Here is a 17,840-nt window from a genome sequence, read left to right on the forward strand (position 1 = left end):
CTGCCGAGGCAGCCTGTGTCCACAATGGACCCCCTGCCGGGGCGCGACGGCGCCGCAGGGGTCCATGCTGGGTTGCATGGAAAATATGGGTGGACCGGTCGGGCGGCCGGGCAGGCGCAGGGCACCAGCGGCCCGCCTGTGGCTGCGGTTGTGGCTCTGGGGCGAATCTGCCTGGCGGGACTTCCTGTACCTGATCCTGCCAGCGGAATGCGTGGTGTGCGGCCGGGAGGACCAAGTGCTGTGCTCGGCCTGTTCGGCCGGGCTGCGCCGGGACACCGCGGCACCCTTCCGGGCCGAGCATCAAGCAGATGCGCTCGTGGGGGTGCTGGGACATCCACTGTTGCCTGTCGTGGCTGCCGGCGTGTATCGGGATGCCTTGGCTGAGTCCCTCCTGGCCTTCAAGAACCATGGGCGCACCGAGCTGGCAGCGCCCCTGGGACGGGCCCTGGCCCGTGCCATGGGCGTGCTGGTTGATGAGCTTGATCCGCCAACAACCAGCATGCTCCTGATGGTACCCGTGCCCAGCACCGGGGGCGGCTGGCGGCGTCGCGGCTATGACCCGGTGGCGATGATTCTCCGGGCCCTGGACCGTGAGGGCAGGTTGCCGGCCCAAGCGGCAATAGTGCCCCTTTTGGGCGCCAAGGCAAAGCTGCCCTGGCGCAGGAACCACCAGAAGGGTTTGGGCCGTGCGGCCAGGCGGCGCAACATACGTAACACGATGAAAATTCGGCGCAGCAAGCTGCGCCGGGTTTGGCTCAGAGCGAACCTCTCGGATGCTTCGGTGGTGGTGGTTGACGACGTGCTGACAACGGGTTCAACGTTGCGAGAAGCCGTCAAAACACTGGAGATGGCGGGCTTGGGAGTGTGTGCCGGGGCGGTGCTGGCGGCGGCACGGGCGCCCCGGGGGAGCCACGAAATAGGCCCCCGAAACCGACTCGATTGAAAATTTTCTTGAACAAAAGATGAATAAAGCCATGCAGTGAACTAACGTGAGTGAACGGGTACCTCTTCCGAGAGGAAACCGCCCGTCGGCGGTCTGGAATGTAGCGCCAAATGCTAGCCGGCCGCCGTGTCACCGAAGATATTTGGAGGGCACCATGGAGTTCATGATCACCGGTCGCAACTTGAGCGTTTCGGACCGATTCCGCGAATACGCTGGCGAGAAGCTCACAAAGATCGAACAGCTGGCCAACAAGGTCCAGCGGGTCGACGTGAAGGTTTCCAAGGAGAGCAAGGCCCGCACAGCAGACACCCCTCTGACTGTTGAGTTGACGGTTCTGGGCCGAGGCCCCGTGATCCGCGCCGAAGCCGCCGCATCCGACAAGTTCGCAGCTTTTGATCTGGCTTACGGGAAGTTACTGGAACGACTCCGCCGTGCCAAGGACAAGAAGAAGGTCCACCACGGCCGGCACGCCCCTGTTGCTGTCAACGAGGCCACAGGTTCACTGACTCCCGTGAGCAGTTCCGAACCCATCTACGCCCAGAGCGTACCTGTTGCGGTTGAAGAAAAGCTGCCGTACGAGATCGAAAACGACATCCCCGCCGGCGATTCGCCCGTGCTGATCCGTCGCAAGGTTTTCCCCGCCACAGCATTGACCCTCGATGATGCCGTGGACAACATGGAAATGGTGGGGCACGACTTCTACCTTTTCATCGATTCCGCAACGGGCATCCCCTCGGTGGTCTACCGCCGCAAGGGGTGGACCTACGGTGTCATCTCCCTGGATGACAACGCAGACGTCGTGGAAGAGATTTCGGCCTACCGTTCACCGGATGAGCCAGCCCGCGTCTAGACATTTCCACAGGGCTCCCCGTGGGCCCATTGAGCGTTCGAACAAAGTCAAGGAGCAGATTTTATGGGTGCAACGCTGAGCCTGTCCCAGGCCCGGCGGATAGCACTCAAGGCTCAGGGACTTGCAACCGTCCGGCCCGCCCAACCCGTCACAGCACGGGAGGTGGGCCGGACTTTTGCGCAATTGCAGCTGGTCCAGATTGACTCCGTCAACGTGCTCTCCCGCAGCCATTACCTTCCCTTCTTTTCCCGGCTGGGGCCCTACGACACCACCTTGCTCAACATCTTGGCTGGCCGGTCCCCGCGGAAGCTGATGGAGTATTGGGCCCACGAGGCAAGCTTCATCCGCCCCGAGCATTTTCATGATTTGCGGCCATGGCAAAGCCGCAGCTGGGTGGGTTCCGACGGCATGGAGTCCGGGCTCCGGGAAACCCTTGAAACAAGCATTCTGCAGCTTCTGACGCACAGCAATCCCCTTACGGCGCGGGAGATCAAGGCCAGGATTGGCCATGAGGAAACGGTGAGCAAGGATCACTGGGGCTGGAACTGGAGTGCAGTAAAGCGGGCCTTGGAAGGACTCTTTGCGCGTGGGGTTGTGGGTGTTGCCTCGCGCAACGAACAATTCGAACGCCGGTATTCACTCATCGAGAAAATTCTGCCACCGGCCCGGCGTGGCCTGTGGTCTCCGGGAGAGGCCGTTGATCCCGGCACCAAGGAGGAGTCCCTCACGCGCCTCATCTCCGCAGCAGCCAGGGCCCATGGCATCGGCACCACCCGGTGCTTTGCCGACTACTTCCGGCTGCCGGTCAAGGCAGCCGAACACGCTGTGAAGAAACTTGTGGCTGCGGGGGAGCTGGCATCCGTTGCCGTTGACGGTTGGTCCGAACCCACTTTCCTGCACGCAACGGCGGGAACGCCGCGCAAGGCAACAGGCCAGGCCCTCTTGAGCCCCTTTGATTCGCTGGTGTTTGAACGCCGGCGCCTGGAGCGGCTCTTCAACTTTCACTACCGGCTGGAAATCTATACGCCGGAGCCGAAGCGAAAATATGGATATTACGTGTTGCCGTTTCTGCTGGGCGAGAACATTGTGGCCCGGGTGGATCTCAAGGCGGATCGCCAGGCGGGGGTCCTCAAAGTTCGTGGTGCGTTCGCCGAACCCGGTGCGCCCACAGATACCGCCAATCGCTTGTCCGCCGAGCTGGAACTTATGGCCCAATGGCTGGGACTTGGCGCCGTCGTCGTGCTTGATCATGGGGACCTGGCTGCGACACTGAAGGCGGCCTTGCAATAACTGGCAGTGTGGTGTGCGTCTTCTCACGTAGACTGAACACGCCACTTTTAGGTGCAATAGATTGGGAGCAATTTCGTGCCATCACTTCTTGAACGGGTTCTTCGTACAGGCGATCGCAAAACGCTTAAACGACTCAATGTGCTTGCTGACGCCATTGATTCGCTGGAGGAGCCCTTCCAGACCTTCACCGACGCTGAGCTGCGCCAGGAAACAGACAAGCTCAAGCAACGCCACGAAGACGGTGAGACTCTCGATGACCTGCTGCCGGAGGCCTTCGCCGCCGTGCGCGAAGCATCCTCCCGCACCCTTGGCCTGCGTCACTTCCGTGTTCAGCTCATGGGTGGAGCGGCGCTGCACCTTGGCAACATTGCCGAGATGAAAACTGGTGAAGGTAAAACCCTGGTGGCAACGGCCCCGGCTTACCTGAACTCGCTCACGGGCCAGGGCGTCCACGTGGTCACTGTCAACGACTACCTGGCGCAGTACCAGTCCGATCTCATGGGCCGAGTGTTCAGGTTCCTGGGCCAGAGCAGCGGTTGCATCCTTTCCAACCAGGATCCCGCTGTCCGCCGTGCCCAGTACGCCGCGGACATCACCTACGGCACCAACAACGAATTTGGGTTTGACTACCTGCGCGACAACATGGCGTGGAGCAAGGATGAGCTGGTCCAGCGCGGCCACAACTTCGCCATTGTGGATGAAGTTGACTCCATCCTCATCGATGAGGCCCGCACACCCTTGATCATTTCCGGTCCGGCTTCCGGGGACGCCAACCGCTGGTACGGCGAGTTCGCCAAGGTGGTGCTGCGCCTGAACATCGACGAGGACTACGAAGTTGATGAGAAGAAGCGCACCGTGGGTGTCCTTGAGGAAGGCATCGAAAAGGTTGAGGACTACCTGGGCATTACCAACCTCTACGAATCCGCCAATACGCCGCTGATCGGCTTCCTGAACAACGCCATCAAGGCCAAGGAACTGTTCAAGCGCGACAAGGACTACGTCATCATGGATGGCGAAGTTCTCATTGTGGATGAGCACACCGGCCGTATTTTGGCCGGCCGCCGCTACAACGAAGGCATGCACCAGGCGATCGAAGCCAAGGAGGGTGTGGAGATCAAGGCTGAAAACCAGACCCTGGCCACGGTGACCTTGCAGAACTACTTCCGCCTGTATGACAAGCTCTCCGGCATGACAGGTACCGCCGAGACTGAGGCGTCCGAGTTCATGGGAACTTACTCCCTGGGTGTTGTTCCCATCCCCACCAACAAGCCCATGCAGCGTGTTGACCAGCCCGACCTTGTCTACAAGAACGAGGTTGTGAAGTTCGACGCCGTGGTGGCTGACATTGTGGAACGCCACGAAACCGGCCAGCCGGTTTTGGTGGGCACCACCAGCGTTGAGAAGAGCGAATACCTTTCCAAGAAGTTGGCAAAAGCCGGTGTCAAGCACGAGGTCCTGAACGCCAAGAACCACGCCCGAGAAGCCGCCATTGTGGCCCAGGCAGGCCGCCGCGGAGCCGTCACAGTGGCCACCAACATGGCTGGCCGCGGAACTGACATCATGCTCGGCGGCAACGCCGAGTTCAACGCCGTCGCCGAGCTGGCCGCGCGCGGACTTGATCCGGAAGAAACTCCGGAAGAGTACGAGGCAGCCTGGCACGACGCGTTCGAGGCAGCCAAGCTGGCCGTCAAGGACGAGCACGAGGCAGTGCTGGAAGCCGGCGGCCTGTACGTTTTGGGTACCGAGCGCCACGAATCCCGCCGCATCGACAACCAGCTCCGAGGCCGTTCCGGCCGTCAGGGTGACCCCGGCGAGTCCCGCTTCTATCTCTCCTTGACTGATGACTTGATGCGTTTGTTCAACTCCGGTGCCGCCGAGCGGCTCATGTCACGCTCCTCGATGCCCGACGATGTGGCGTTGGAGTCCAAGCTGGTGTCCAAGGCGATTGCCTCGGCGCAGGGCCAGGTTGAGGGCCGCAACGCCGAGCAGCGCAAGAATGTGCTCAAGTACGACGACGTCCTGAACCGCCAGCGCGAAGCCATTTACAGCGACCGCCGCCGGATCCTGGAAGGTGGCGACCTGCACGAGAAGGTCCAGCACTTCCTGGAAGACACCGTCAACGAGATCATTGACGCGTCCTTGGGGCAGGGCCAGGCTGGCGAAATGGACTTCCATGCCCTGTGGACCAACCTGCGCACCATCTACCCCGTCACGGTGAGCGTGGAGGAGATCGGCGAAGAGGTTGGCGGAATTGGCCGCATCACGGCCGAGACGCTCAAGACCGAGCTGCTCTCGGATGCTCGCGTGGCCTACCAGGAACGTGAAGCCGCCCTTGGTTCGGAGACCATGCGGGAGCTGGAACGCCGCGTTGTCCTCTCCGTGGTGGGACGCAAATGGCAGGAACACCTGTACGAGATGGACTACCTCAAGGAGGGCATTGGCCTGCGTGCCATGGCCCAGCGCGATCCCTTGGTGGAGTACCAGCGTGAAGGCTACGAAATGTTCCAGTCCATGATGGCTGCCATCCGTGAGGAAAGCGTCGGCTTCCTGTTCAACCTGGAAGTTCAGGTCGAGAACGCCCCGGCAACAGCTGTTGGTGTAGTTGCTGAACAGCCTTCGGCGCTCATGGACCGCGTGGCCGGCGCAGGATCCGAGGCTGGCGGTGACACTGCGGCCCCGCGCATCACCGCTCCCGGCCTCGAGGCACCCGCCAAGCCTGCCCAACTGCGATTCACCGCCCCGGACGAACAGGGCGGCGTGGAAACGCATGTGGAGCGCCGCAGCGCCGGCGGGCTGCCGCCGTCGGCCAAGCGTGCCGGCAACAAGAGCAAGGGCAAGAAGAAGCGCTAACAACATGTTTTAGCTGTTAGTTTTCAAGGCAACCCCAGCAATGGCGGCCCGCGCGCGGGCCGCCATTGCTGTCCCCGGAACTGGGGTTGGTCAGCCGATGCGAAGCGCGGTAACTTTCCACAGGCCGCGGCTGAATTCAAAACGCATGGCCATGGCCCGGAACCGCGTCCTGTCCGCAATCACCACTGCCGTTTCAAAGATCCCGGGTGAGATGGCGCTGCAGTGGACCGAGTGGACTACTGGTTGCGGGTGCAGCAGGTGGACGTTGTTGTCCTGGGCCTCATGGCTGCCACGCCGGGCCACGGCCTTGCAGGCTTCAGCATGGAGACGGGCCCGGGTTGTCAATGAACTCATGCAGCGTGCGTCAAGCCACCGGGACAGCTGGTGGACGCTCCTGACGCCGTTGAGCACTTCCACCGCAGACTGTGCGATCCGCCCGGACATGGCGGCCACCGTGGCACGCTCGGCAGCCTCCGGGGCAAGGGCATGAACCTTCGAGGCGGGCCGGGTGCCAACCGTGGAAGGCAGGGCCGCTCCCGCCCTGATGCGGCTGGGCATCTTCACAACTGTCCCGCCCTGCCCGCCCGGGGGCTCCAACAGCGGCGCCGGCCTGACCACCAACGGTGTAGACCCGGCCGCGGTGCGGGGGATGGCTGCTGTACTCATGGGGTGCTCCTTTGCTCGTGAACCCAAGGTGCCGTGCCCTGCGTGACTGGCAGGGTTTTGATGCCACGTGCTAGTAGCCGTTCGGTGCATGGAGCACCTGTCCGGGAAGAATGTAGTTGGGGTCCTCACCTATGGTGTCCCGGTTGGCGCTATACCAGCGAGGCCAGGCCTGGGCCACCTCCACATCGGTTGAGAAGGGACCCAGCGCAGCGGACGCTATGGTCCACAGACTGTCACCGCTCTTGACCACAACATCCAGGGCGTTGTCGCTGTGGGGCGAACGGGCCTGCGCCGCGGGGGTGTTGGGCAGTTCCATGGCAGGCCGGGTTGAGGGAGGGACCAGCAAATCCGGAGCTGTTTCCGGGGTGTGTGGGATCCATCGTGGTTCCACGGGAACGGCGGACTCCGGCGGGAAAATGCTGGGGCCGGGCGCTGCCGTACTGGTGCCAGCGCCCGTATTGGTGTGCCAGAGCGGGTCAACCACCGGTGCGTTTGCGGCCGCAAGTAAGGGAGTGGCCAGGAGATTCAGGCTCAGCACGGCCGTGGTAAGCCGACGCATGAACGCCGGTGAGCACCGTTCCGCCAGGACGGCCACTTTTTCAGCTCCCCGGGCATGGGCCACAGCTGACAGGCACGCGCACGCCATGGCGATGAGCCACCAGCACAGCAACGCGATGCCCACACCGGCTCCGGCTACGCCCAATAGCTCCGCCAGATCCAGGGCTTGTGCCCACCCGTGGGTGGTGCTGCCCCGAAGCCGCAGCAGTGAGCCGCCGCTGAACACCAGCGAGGCCCCGAGGACGAGAGTTGCCGCCGTCATGGCCAGGTCGGTCAGTGCTTGCCGTTTCACCGAAGTTCTCCTTTGAACTCTTTTGACACTCTTTGACTCGCTTTAATATCTTTGAATTCATTTTGAACCTCATAGCGGCGCGTGTCCAGAGGTGGCGGAAAATTGTGGACAACTGCCGTGGCCGTACAGGGTCCTTGACGCCATGGCCGCCCTGCGCCTAGCGTGGCGCCATGCGGTGGGAACTACTCTTTGGCGACTTGGAAGCCCAATGGCATGAGGCCGAACAGCTGGACCTGGAACGCCACGTCAATGAATTGGCGCGGGTCGAGGCGTCACAGCTGACCCTGGCCGAGGCGTTGAGGGGCTCCGTGGGGCAGCACGTTTCGCTCACCCTGTGCAATGGGAGCGCTTTTCACGGCAGGGTGCAAAGGGTTGAACCCCAATGGATGTTGCTGGGGGAGGAGAACCGCTCAGTGGTGCTGCCGTTGGCCAAGCTGTTGCTGGTTCATGGGCTGGGAACGCAGCGTGCGCGGGCCGCAAGCACGATTCAGTACCCGATCTCCGCAGCGCTGCGGGTGCTTGCAAGAAACCGCTCGAGTGTGGTTCTTGAACTGGACGCGGCACATCCTGCCAGCATTCGCGGGGTGCTTGACCAGGTGGGTGCCGATTACGTGCAACTCATGCAATTGGCCGACGGCGTCAGCCGGGACCGCGAGAATCGACAGGGCAGTGTTGTGGTTCCCTTGGGCAGTCTGGCGGCCATCGCCTCGGCTGCCGACAACGAGTTTTAGCCGAAGCCCGGCAACCACGTGGTCATGGGACTAGCCGGGGCTGGAGGCCGTGTTCTCAGCGGCCAGCATGGCCCGGGCTGCCGCATGGCGGTCGTCGATGAACTGTTCAAATTTTGCTTCGTCCACACGCCATTGCCCGCGGCCGCCAATTTGAAATGCCGGCAGCTCACCGCTGTGCACCAGTGCGTAGCATGCGGCGGCGGAAATCTGCAGCTGTTCGGCAACGTCCGCCAAAGTCAGGAATCGAGGCATGGACTCATTATCTCTCCTTTGGCCATGTTTGACGAGGTTTATAGGAGTTTTCCCCAGGGTGCCATGAGATGGTGGCAGCGTCCGGGGCCGTGTTGTCCACAGATTCGGGGCTTTTTCGCCTCAGGGGTTTCAACAAGCGCCCATCGGCTGTAGAAATAAGTACACAACGCTCCGCGCAGGACACAGGTTCGCTCATCGTATTCGCACATCGTCCGGGCTGTGCACCAACCACCACGGCGGAACGTTTCGTTACGGGGAGGAACCATGGCTTTGGAAGCGCAGGGGCAGGCCGCACGGTTGAGCAAACCTTCATGGAAAGATCCCCGGCTCCTGATAGGCATCCTTCTGGTCCTAGCTTCCGTGGCGGGTGTGGTGGCGCTGGTGGGCAACGCCGGCAAAACTGTGCCCGTGTACGCAGCCAAGGATGCCCTGGTGGTGGGGCAGAAGATCACGCCGGAATCCTTCAGTATTGTACAAGTTCAACTGGGGGATGTGGGCGGGAAGTACTTGAACCCGGCCATGGTTCTGGGTGAAAACAGCGTGGCTGTGCGGATGGTGCCCAAGGGGGAGCTTGTTGCCCTGTCCAGCATTGGGCGAACGGATGCGCTTGACCGCAAACCTGCGCCCGTGACCATCACAGAACCCCTGCCCAAGGAGGTGGTGGTGGGCTCCCACGTTGATGTTTGGGTTGCGCTGCCCGATGAGCGCAACGGCTTCCAGGCACCGGTCCTGATGTTACCCGGGGCCGAGGTCGCCGCGCTCAACGTTTCCGCCGGCTCCCTAGGTTCGGGTAAGTACATGCAGATCATGGTGTTGGTCAGCGATGCCCAAATGCCAAAGTTGCTCGGAGCCGTGGCCAACAAGGCCAAGGTTTCAGTGGTCTGGAATCCCGGGGCCTCGCAGTGAACGTTGTGAGTGTCGTGGCGGTGGGCGACACCGCAGCGGGCGTGATCGAGCAGCTTGCGGGGCGCCGGGGAAAACTCAGCATTGTCCGTCGGTGTCCGGAATTGGCGCAGTTGCTGGCGGCCTGCCAGAGCGGGCTTGCCCAGGTTGCCGTGGTGGCTCAAGGCGCAGATGAGCTGACCGCGACGCTGGTGGACAGGCTGACGGCAGTGGGAGTCAGCGTGGTGGCCGTTGCGGATACGCCGGAGGACGCCCGCAGGCTGCACAGCATGGGGGCCGCCGTTGTGTCCGGAAGCGTCACTGCGGAGGCATTGAGTGCGGCGGTGCTGGCAGCTGTCGAGGGCACCCGCCACCACTTCTCAACCGGTTTTGCCGTCCCTGCCAGCCACGACCAGCAGGGCGGGTCCCCGGATCTGCCGCCCACCGGCGGCGCCGCTGCCGTCGCCGGTCTGGACGGGGCCGGGGGCCAGACTGCCTCAACAGTTCCGGGGCCGGAAATGGAAGGGCTGACACCAAGCGGCGCGGCTGTGACAAGCCCGGAAAGTGAGCGGACCCCGGCGTCATCGGGAGTGTCTCCTCCTCCGGATGCGGATGGAGTTGATGCGCAGGGCGCTGATAATCAGGGTGCTGATCAGCACGGCACCCCCGCCGGAGTGTCCCGGCACATGCCAGCCGGACTGGGCGCCAAAGTCAGGGCAGTGCTGCACCGGGATCGGCGTCCGGGCCGCCTCAGCCGGAGCATCCAGAAAGCAGGCGCCCCGCCAACAGGCACAGGTACCGGGCCATCTCCTCCGGCGGGGGAGGGCACCCTCGTGGCGGTGTGGGGCCCGGTCGGATCGCCGGGACGCACCACTGTGGCAGTCAATCTGGCCGCCGAACAGGCGGCAGCTGGCCGCTCCGTCATGTTGATCGACGCCGACAGCTTTGGGGCCAGCGTTGCTGCGGCGCTGGGGTTGCTGGACGAGTCGGCTTCCTTTGCCCAGGCGTGCCGGGCGGCTGACCAGGGCCAGTTGGGCGGTGCGCAGCTGGCCAAGATTGCCACACAGGTGGTCTTTTCCGGAGGTTCCTTTTCGCTCCTGACGGGTCTTACTCGCCCCGACCGGTGGCCCGAATTGCGTGCAGCCGCTGTGCAGCGGGTGCTGTCTAGGGCCCAGGAAATGGTGGACCTTGTCATTGTGGATTGTGGTTTTTCGCTGGAAAGCGACGAAGAGCTGAGCTACGACACCGTGGCACCACGGCGCAACGCCGCAACCTTGATGGTCCTGGGCCAGGCGGACATCATCTACGCGCTGGGCAATGCCGACGCCGTGGGGATTCCTCGCCTCATTCGGGGCCTTGCCGAGCTGGCCCGCCAGTGCCCCGCGGCCGATGTTCGCGTGGTGGTCAACAAGGTGCGCCGCAGGGCTGTGGGTGGCGCGCCGGAGCGGGCCCTCGCTCAGGCCTGGGACCGGTTCGGGCCATCGCTGGCAATCTCGCATTTCCTGCCGTGGGAGCCTGAGCTCACAGACAAGGCCCTGTTGGAGGGGAGGCTTTTGCAAGAGATCGCCCCCGATGCGCCATTGCGCAAGGCCATTCGCGGCATCAGTTGTGCAGCTGTCCAGCAAAACCCGGAAAGTGCTGTAAGAAACGCCACAGCGAAGCGTGAAGTTCGGCGCTAGGCTCAGGTGTACGGTCGCAAAGAAGCGATCTTTTCCCTTTGACGGAGGCGTTATTTTATGTCATCGCACACATCCAACCCCGAGCCTGTTCAGGATTCATTCCGGGTTGGCGGCCAGTCGTTCTTCAATGACTACTTTGTGCAACTTTCTGCCGAGGACGCTGCCCTCTATGAGCCGGCTGTCCTGGAGGCGAGGGCGCTCGCGCACCAGGTCCTCGCGGCCAAGCGGACCCCCAGCCACGCCAATGTGGAAATTCTTGATGAGCACGATGCCAGCATGGTGTACATCGTCACCGATGACATGCCCTTCCTTGTGGACTCCGTCAGCGCCGAGCTCGTGCGGCAGAACCTGGCCATCCACCTCGTCACCCACCCCGTCTTCGTGGTGGCACGGGAGAAGGCTAATAACGCCCTGACCTCCGTAACAAAGGTCCCCACCCATACCGGCATTGCCAGCGGAGACACCTCCGCCATGCCGAACATCTCCCACCTGCTCGGCGATGGGGACAACGCCTCATTCCTTGAGTCCTGGATAGCCGTTGAAATCCCCAAGATCGACGACGCTGCCAAACAGGAATTACTGGCCGGCCTGAACAAGGTTCTCGCCAATGTGCGCTCCGCTGTTGAGGACTGGCCGGCCATGCGGGAGAAGGCGCTGAGCCGCGCCGAAATCCTGGCAACAGTGCTGGCCGGGGAGTCGCTCGTGGACCTCCGCGAAGCCGAAGATCTCCTCCACTGGATGGAGGCCGACAACTTCACCTTCCTGGGCTACCGCGAATACGATCTCTCCAAGCAGGACGGCGAGGACGTTCTGGTCAACCGTGAAGGCAGTGGACTGGGCTTGCTGCGCGAGGATGCCAATCACGTGTCCGTGCAGCACTTGACCACCACCGGCCAGCGCAAGGCCCGCGAGAAGCGTGTCCTGGTCATCACCAAGGCCAACTCCCGCTCAACCGTGCACCGCGGCGCCTACCTGGACTACATCGGCATCAAGTCCTTTGATTCCCAGGGAAACGTCAACGGTGAGCAACGCTTCATTGGCTTGTTTTCCTCCGCCGTTTACACCGGTTCCGTGCGCAACATTCCCGTGGTCCGGGAAAAAGTTGACGCCGTTCTGCGCCACTTCGGCTTCCCTCCCAATTCCCACTCCGGCAAGGACCTCTTTGCCGTGCTGGAAACCTACCCGCGTGATGAACTGTTCCAGATCGAGGTCCCTGAGCTGATCGAAATCGCCAACGGCATCCTGCGTCTGGCCGAACGCCGTCGAACACGGCTTTTCCTGCGCCCGGACATCTACGGCAGGTTCATGTCGGCGCTGGTGTACATCCCGCGTGATAGGTACACCACGGCTGTGCGCCACCGCATCGAGCACGAGCTCACGAGCACTTTTGGTGCCGTTGCCATTGACTTTGAGGCGCGGATGAGTGAATCGGCACTGGCCCGCTTGTTCTTCCGCATCCGCCTGCCCAAGGAATACCTGGTACCCGAGGACCTGCACGTTGCCGAATTGGAGCAGCGTCTGGTGCGCGCGGCACGGTCGTGGCCCGAAGGTGTGGCCCAGGTGCTGCGCGAAACGCAGCCGCTGGACGTTGCCGACCGTTTGGTGCCCAAATGGTCGGAGGCCTTCCCCGCCAGTTACCGCATTGATTTTGAGGTGGAGGATGCCCTCGCCGACATTGCCAGCTTCGAGAAATTTGACGCCAGCTACAAGGAAGTCATTGCCGCTGGCTTGAGCCCGGCCCAATGTGCCCCCGGCATGCAGGTGTACCTGCCTGTGGGGACCGCTGAAACCTTGGAGGAGGACGCCCGGGTTAAGCTCTTCATGGCTCATCCCCAAAGCCTGACCAAGATTCTGCCGTTCTTCCACAACCTTGGGCTGGAAGTTCTTGACGAGCGGCCCTTCGAGATCGAAACCGCCGACAAGCGTGACTTCTTCCTCTATGACCTTGGCCTGAAGTATCCGGCCGGTGTGGATCCGATGGCAACGGCTGAACTGCTCACAGCCGCTTTTGGTGCGGCCATCACGGGCCGAAGCGAATCCGATCCCTTCGACCGTTTGGTGCTCAGCGAAGGCATGCAGTGGCGCCAGATCGTAATTTTGCGCGCGTATGCCAAGTACATGCGCCAGATGGGCAACGCCAACTCCTACGGTTTCATTGCCGCCACCCTCCTGCAAAACGTTGCTGTGACCCGCGGGTTGGTTGAGTTGTTTGAGGCCCGATTCAACCCCTCCGTTGACGCGGCAGCCCGTCCGGAGCTGCTGGCCGAGATTCATGCCAGGCTCAATGCCGCGCTGGAGAATGTGCCCACCTTGGATGCTGACCGGGTCCTGCGCACCTTCACCAACCTCCTGGATTCCACCCTGCGCACCAATTACTACCGGAACCGCGATTTCCTGAGCATGAAGCTCAACCCGGCCACCATTGAGGGCCTGCCCGCACCGCGGCCCATGTTTGAAATCTGGGTTTACTCCCCACGGGTTGAAGGAACGCACCTGCGCTTCGGCAAGGTGGCCCGTGGCGGGCTGCGCTGGTCTGACCGCAGGGAGGACTTCCGCACGGAGGTGCTGGGTCTGGTCAAGGCACAGACAGTCAAGAACGCCGTGATCGTGCCCACGGGCGCCAAGGGCGGCTTCTTCGCCAAGGCGCTGCCCAACCCGGCAATCGATCGCGGCGCCTGGATGAGCGAAGGCCAGGAAAGCTACAAGACCTTCATTCGCGGCCTGCTGGATGTCACCGACAACCTGGTGACGTCCGACGCCGGGGAAGTGGTGGTTCCGCCGCTGAACGTTGTCCGCCATGACGGCGATGACACCTACCTGGTGGTGGCCGCTGACAAGGGCACCGCATCCTTCTCGGACACGGCCAACGCCATCTCCGCTGAGTACAACTTCTGGCTGGGCGATGCTTTCGCCTCGGGCGGCTCGGTCGGGTATGACCACAAGGCCATGGGCATCACCGCCCGCGGTGCCTGGGAGTCGGTCAAGCGGCACTTCAGCGAGTTCGGCGTCGACACCCAAACCCAGGAGTTCACGGCAGTTGGGGTGGGGGACATGTCAGGTGACGTGTTCGGTAACGGACTGCTGCGCACCCGCCACGTGCGGCTCGTGGCCGCCTTTGACCACAGGGACATTTTCCTTGACCCGAACCCTGAGGCGGGCACGTCCTTTGATGAGCGCCAGCGGCTCTACGATCTGCCCCGTTCGTCGTGGCAGGACTACAACCCGGATTTGATCAGCCAGGGCGGTGGGGTGTACTCACGCTCTTTGAAGTCCATCTCCGTCTCGGCGGAAGTCTGCCTGGCGCTTGGACTGCCAGAAGGCACGCTCAAGCTCAGCCCGCCGGAATTGCTGCGCGCCATCCTGCTGGCACCCACTGACCTGCTCTACAACGGCGGCATTGGCACCTACATCAAGGCCAGCACGGAAACCCATGCCGAAGTGGGTGACAAGGCCAACGATCCCATCCGTGTTGACGGTGCCGACCTGCGGGTCAAGGTCATTGGTGAGGGTGGCAACCTCGGCATGACCCAGCGCGGCCGAGTGGAGGCTGCCCTGCACGGGGTCATCCTGAACTCCGACGCCATTGACAACTCTGCAGGCGTTGATTGCTCCGACCATGAAGTCAACATCAAGATCTTTGTTGACCGCATGGTGGCGGCAGGGAAACTTGATCCGGCCGAGCGCACCGATTTCCTCATGTCCATGACAGATGAAATTGGGCATCTGGTGCTGGAAGACAACATTGAGCAGAACATTCTCCTGCTCAATGACCGTCAGCGTGTGGTGGAGTGGAGCCCCAGCTTTGAACGCTTCATGGACTGGCTTGACGAGCATGCAGAGCTGGACCGCGAACTGGAAGCCTTGCCCAGCAACGCCCAGTTGCGGGAACGCCTGGCAACAGGGCAGGGCCTGACGTCGCCGGAGCTGGCAGTTCTGCTCGCCTACGCAAAGATGGAATTGGCCAAGGCGCTGAGCAACAGCGATCTGGCCGATGACCCCTGGTTCAAGAAGACGCTGCGCAGTTACTTCCCGGCCCAGGTTGCGGCACGCTTTGATGCTGAGCTGGACACGCACCCGCTCCGCAAGGAGATCATTGCCACGGTGGTGGCCAATGACATGGTCAATTTGGGTGGCATCACGTTTGCCTTCCGTGCCATGGAGGAATCCTCAGCCTCGGAAGTGGTCGTCGCGAAGGCCTTCGTTGCCCTGCACGAGATCTTCGATTTCGCTGCCATGAGCAGTGCGCTGCGGGAGTTGCCGCCAAGCTTCTCCACGGAGCAGTGGTCAACCGTGCATCTGGACATGCGCCGCCTTCTTGACCGTGCCGTCCGTTGGCTGGTCAACGAGGGCATAACTTCCCACAACATCGAAGACGTGGTCAACCGCTTCAAGCCTGTGGTGGGCACCTTGGGCGGGCGCATGGAGGAGTTCTTCCAGGGCGTTGACGTGGAGCGCGTCCAGACGTGGCGCAACCGTGCCGAAGCGTTCGACATGCCGGCGGACCTGGGCCGGCGCTGGGCTGAACTCTTTGAGACGTTCCCGCTCCTGGATGTGGCAAAGGTGAGTGAGTTCCTGACGGAACCCGAAGATGCCGTGGCCAGCGTGTACTACGCGCTGTACAACAGGTACGCCGTGGATGCCCTGCTCGAACGCATCACGGCGCTGCCGCGCAATGACAGGTGGCAGGCCCTGGCCCGTGCCGCGTTGCGCGATGACCTGTACGCCACCACGGCGGACATGACCAGCAACGTCATGGCCAGCACCGCGAGCGGCACCCCGTACATGGAGCGGATCCAGGCGTGGGAAGCGCAAAACCAGGAACAACTGGCTCGTGCCGTGCGCATGTTTGAAGAGGTCAATGAGCTTGAACAAGACGATATGGCGTCATTGTCGGTAGCATTGAGGCTCCTGCGTTCGATTGTGCGGCGCTAAAAAGCTGCGCAGATCCAACTGTTAGTGCTGTGCCCGCCGCCTGGGTGGCGGGCACAGCCACCCATCCTTTAGGAGCCCACATGGCCATCTTTGCCGACATGATCAGGGAAAGTTCGAACTTGGGCCCGGGCGACGCCGAGTGGCTGCACCTGTTGGTGGGCGACTGGCAGATGATCGCCGATTTGTCCTTTGCCGACCTGGTCCTATGGTTCCCGTCCGAGGGCAACGAGTATGTGGCCCTTGCCCATGTACGCCCGTCCACGTCCCACACCATGTTCCATGCGGACTTTGTGGGCGATCCGATCCAGCCGGAGCTTGACCCCTTGGTGCGGGCAGCGTGGGCGAGCCAAAATATTGAGCGTTCCCATGAGACCAAAATTTGGAACTCGGACATGGCCATGCGTGTTGAAGCCATTCCCATGGTGCGCAACGGCCGGACACTTGCCGTCATCACCACGCACATGGACCTCTCCAGCTCGCGGATGCCGTCCCGGCTGGAGCTGACCTACCGCCAGTGCGCCTACGACCTGTTGAAGATGGGCACCTTGGGGCTGTGGCCTGACTTCGCCTCACCCACGGGGTCACGCCGTGGCGCCCCCCGTGTGGGCGATGGGCTGCTGCGCCTTGATGTGGACGGCATTGTCCAGTACGCCAGCCCCAACGGTGTTTCCGCCTTCCGCAGACTGGGCGACGGCGAGTCGCTGGAAGGTCGGTCCCTGGCCGAGGTCACCACGGGGCTGCTCAAGGACCGCCGGATGGTCGATGAGTCGTTGCCGCTGGTTGTCACGGGGCGCATGCCGTGGCGGACGGAGATTGAATCACGCGGGGTGAGTTTGTCCCTGCGTGCCATTCCCCTGCGCGACGGCACGGAGCGGTTTGGGGCTTTGGTGTTGTGCCGCGACGTTTCTGAACTGCGGCGCCGGGAGCAGGAGCTGGTCACCAAGGACGCCACCATTCGTGAGATCCACCACCGGGTGAAGAACAACCTCCAAACAGTGGCGGCACTATTGCGCATGCAGTCCCGGCGCATGCACAGCGAGGAAGGAAAGCAGGGCCTGGAGCAGGCCATGCGCCGCGTGGCAACCATTGCCCTGGTGCACGAAACCTTGTCCCAGGGCCTGGCCCAGAATGTTGACTTTGATGAACTGATCGACAGGCAGTTCAGGCTTTCCGCCGAGGTGGCCTCGCCGTCGCAAAGAGTCCGTACCGAACGTGAGGGCGCCTTTGGCGAGCTGCCCAGCGATTTCGCCACACCCCTGGCCCTGGTGATCAACGAGCTCGTCACCAACGCCGTTGAGCACGGATTGCAGGACCGCGAGGGAACTGTGTGGCTGACCGCGCACCGCTACAAGAATGATTCAGGTGACGATGCCCTGACAGTTGGCATTGCCGACGACGGCGTGGGGCTGCCACCGGGGCACATCGCCGAAGGGCTGGGGCTGCAGATTGTCCGGACCCTGGTGACCAGCGAACTCGGGGGCACCATCGAATGGTCTCCGCGTCCCGGCGGCGGCACAGTGGTGACGCTGCAAATGGCCCTCTTTAGCCGCCATTAAACAACTGACCCGCAGAAAACGCCGAAAATCACGGTAAAACCGTGAATTTTCGGCGTTTTCTGCGGGTCAGTTGGAAAAAATGGGCTAGCTGGCGCGACGGGCGCGGGCCGCTCGGCGCTTCATGGCGCGGCGCTCGTCCTCGCTCAAGCCACCCCAAACACCCGCGTCCTGTCCTGATTCAATGGCCCACTTCAAGCAAGTGTCGACCACTGGACAGCGACGACATACGCTTTTTGCTTCCTCGATTTGCAACAAGGCAGGGCCCGTGTTTCCGACCGGGAAAAATAATTCCGGATCCTTGTCGAGGCAGGCTGCGCGACTACGCCAGTCCATGCTGATCACTCACTCCTTTTAAACGG

General features: G+C 62.4%; 13 protein-coding genes. 9 read left to right on the plus strand and 4 right to left on the minus strand.

The genetic code is table 11. The features are described 5' to 3' along the window. The first annotated feature begins 76 nt into the window (after positions 1 to 76). From ACX80Q_RS09075 to secA, 4 genes are all read left to right on the plus strand, one after another. Positions 77 to 943, plus strand: a complete 867-nt coding sequence (locus tag ACX80Q_RS09075) for a ComF family protein (protein ID WP_459330205.1) — start codon at positions 77 to 79, stop codon at positions 941 to 943. Positions 944 to 1,097: 154 nt separating this feature from the next. Continuing rightward, on the plus strand, positions 1,098 to 1,793 hold the full coding sequence (gene hpf, locus ACX80Q_RS09080; protein WP_459330206.1) for a ribosome hibernation-promoting factor, HPF/YfiA family: 696 nt from the start codon (positions 1,098 to 1,100) through the stop codon (positions 1,791 to 1,793). A gap of 63 nt (positions 1,794 to 1,856) precedes the next feature. Then, positions 1,857 to 3,083 (plus strand): winged helix-turn-helix domain-containing protein, encoded by a 1,227-nt coding sequence (locus ACX80Q_RS09085; RefSeq protein ID WP_459330207.1) that lies wholly within the window; start codon positions 1,857 to 1,859, stop codon positions 3,081 to 3,083. Positions 3,084 to 3,158: 75 nt separating this feature from the next. Continuing rightward, complete coding sequence (gene secA / locus ACX80Q_RS09090; protein ID WP_459330208.1) at positions 3,159 to 5,933, plus strand: preprotein translocase subunit SecA; 2,775 nt, start codon at positions 3,159 to 3,161, stop codon at positions 5,931 to 5,933. A 90-nt stretch (positions 5,934 to 6,023) separates the two neighbouring features. Here secA and ACX80Q_RS09095 read toward each other — a convergent pair whose 3' ends face one another. Then, positions 6,024 to 6,599 carry an Rv3235 family protein gene (locus ACX80Q_RS09095; protein WP_459330209.1) on the minus strand — a complete coding sequence of 192 codons (576 nt, stop codon included), beginning with the start codon at positions 6,597 to 6,599 and terminating at the stop codon, positions 6,024 to 6,026. A gap of 70 nt (positions 6,600 to 6,669) precedes the next feature. Further along, positions 6,670 to 7,449: a LysM peptidoglycan-binding domain-containing protein gene (locus ACX80Q_RS09100; RefSeq protein ID WP_459330210.1), complete on the minus strand. Its 780-nt coding sequence runs from the start codon at positions 7,447 to 7,449 to the stop codon at positions 6,670 to 6,672. Between the two features lie 170 nt (positions 7,450 to 7,619). Here ACX80Q_RS09100 and ACX80Q_RS09105 point away from each other — a divergent pair, with 170 nt between their 5' ends. Beyond that, complete coding sequence (locus ACX80Q_RS09105; RefSeq protein WP_459330211.1) at positions 7,620 to 8,180, plus strand: hypothetical protein; 561 nt, start codon at positions 7,620 to 7,622, stop codon at positions 8,178 to 8,180. 30 nt (positions 8,181 to 8,210) lie between these two features. Here ACX80Q_RS09105 and ACX80Q_RS09110 read toward each other — a convergent pair whose 3' ends face one another. After that, on the minus strand, positions 8,211 to 8,432 hold the full coding sequence (locus ACX80Q_RS09110; protein ID WP_459330212.1) for a helix-turn-helix domain-containing protein: 222 nt from the start codon (positions 8,430 to 8,432) through the stop codon (positions 8,211 to 8,213). A 264-nt stretch (positions 8,433 to 8,696) separates the two neighbouring features. Here ACX80Q_RS09110 and ACX80Q_RS09115 point away from each other — a divergent pair, with 264 nt between their 5' ends. The 4 genes from ACX80Q_RS09115 to ACX80Q_RS09130 all read left to right on the plus strand — a co-directional run bounded on the left by ACX80Q_RS09115 (position 8,697) and on the right by ACX80Q_RS09130 (position 17,481). Continuing rightward, on the plus strand, positions 8,697 to 9,338 hold the full coding sequence (locus ACX80Q_RS09115) for a CpaB family protein (RefSeq protein ID WP_459330213.1): 642 nt from the start codon (positions 8,697 to 8,699) through the stop codon (positions 9,336 to 9,338). Beyond that, a complete protein-coding gene (locus ACX80Q_RS09120; protein WP_459330214.1) occupies positions 9,335 to 10,993 on the plus strand; it encodes an AAA family ATPase in 1,659 nt (552 codons plus the stop codon). Before ACX80Q_RS09115 ends, ACX80Q_RS09120 begins: the two co-directional genes overlap by 4 nt. A 57-nt stretch (positions 10,994 to 11,050) precedes the next feature. Then, the gene (locus ACX80Q_RS09125) at positions 11,051 to 15,925 is read left to right on the plus strand and encodes an NAD-glutamate dehydrogenase (RefSeq protein WP_459330215.1); all 4,875 of its coding nucleotides are present in this window, start codon (positions 11,051 to 11,053) and stop codon (positions 15,923 to 15,925) included. An 80-nt stretch (positions 15,926 to 16,005) separates the two neighbouring features. Continuing rightward, positions 16,006 to 17,481: a sensor histidine kinase gene (locus tag ACX80Q_RS09130; protein ID WP_459330216.1), complete on the plus strand. Its 1,476-nt coding sequence runs from the start codon at positions 16,006 to 16,008 to the stop codon at positions 17,479 to 17,481. A gap of 84 nt (positions 17,482 to 17,565) precedes the next feature. Here the strand turns inward: ACX80Q_RS09130 and ACX80Q_RS09135 are convergent, their stop codons facing one another. Further along, positions 17,566 to 17,814, minus strand: coding sequence for a WhiB family transcriptional regulator (locus ACX80Q_RS09135; protein ID WP_103464761.1), 249 nt, complete (start codon positions 17,812 to 17,814; stop codon positions 17,566 to 17,568). Between the last annotated feature and the right edge of the window lie 26 nt (positions 17,815 to 17,840).

This window comes from Arthrobacter sp. HLT1-20, from assembly GCF_054510895.1.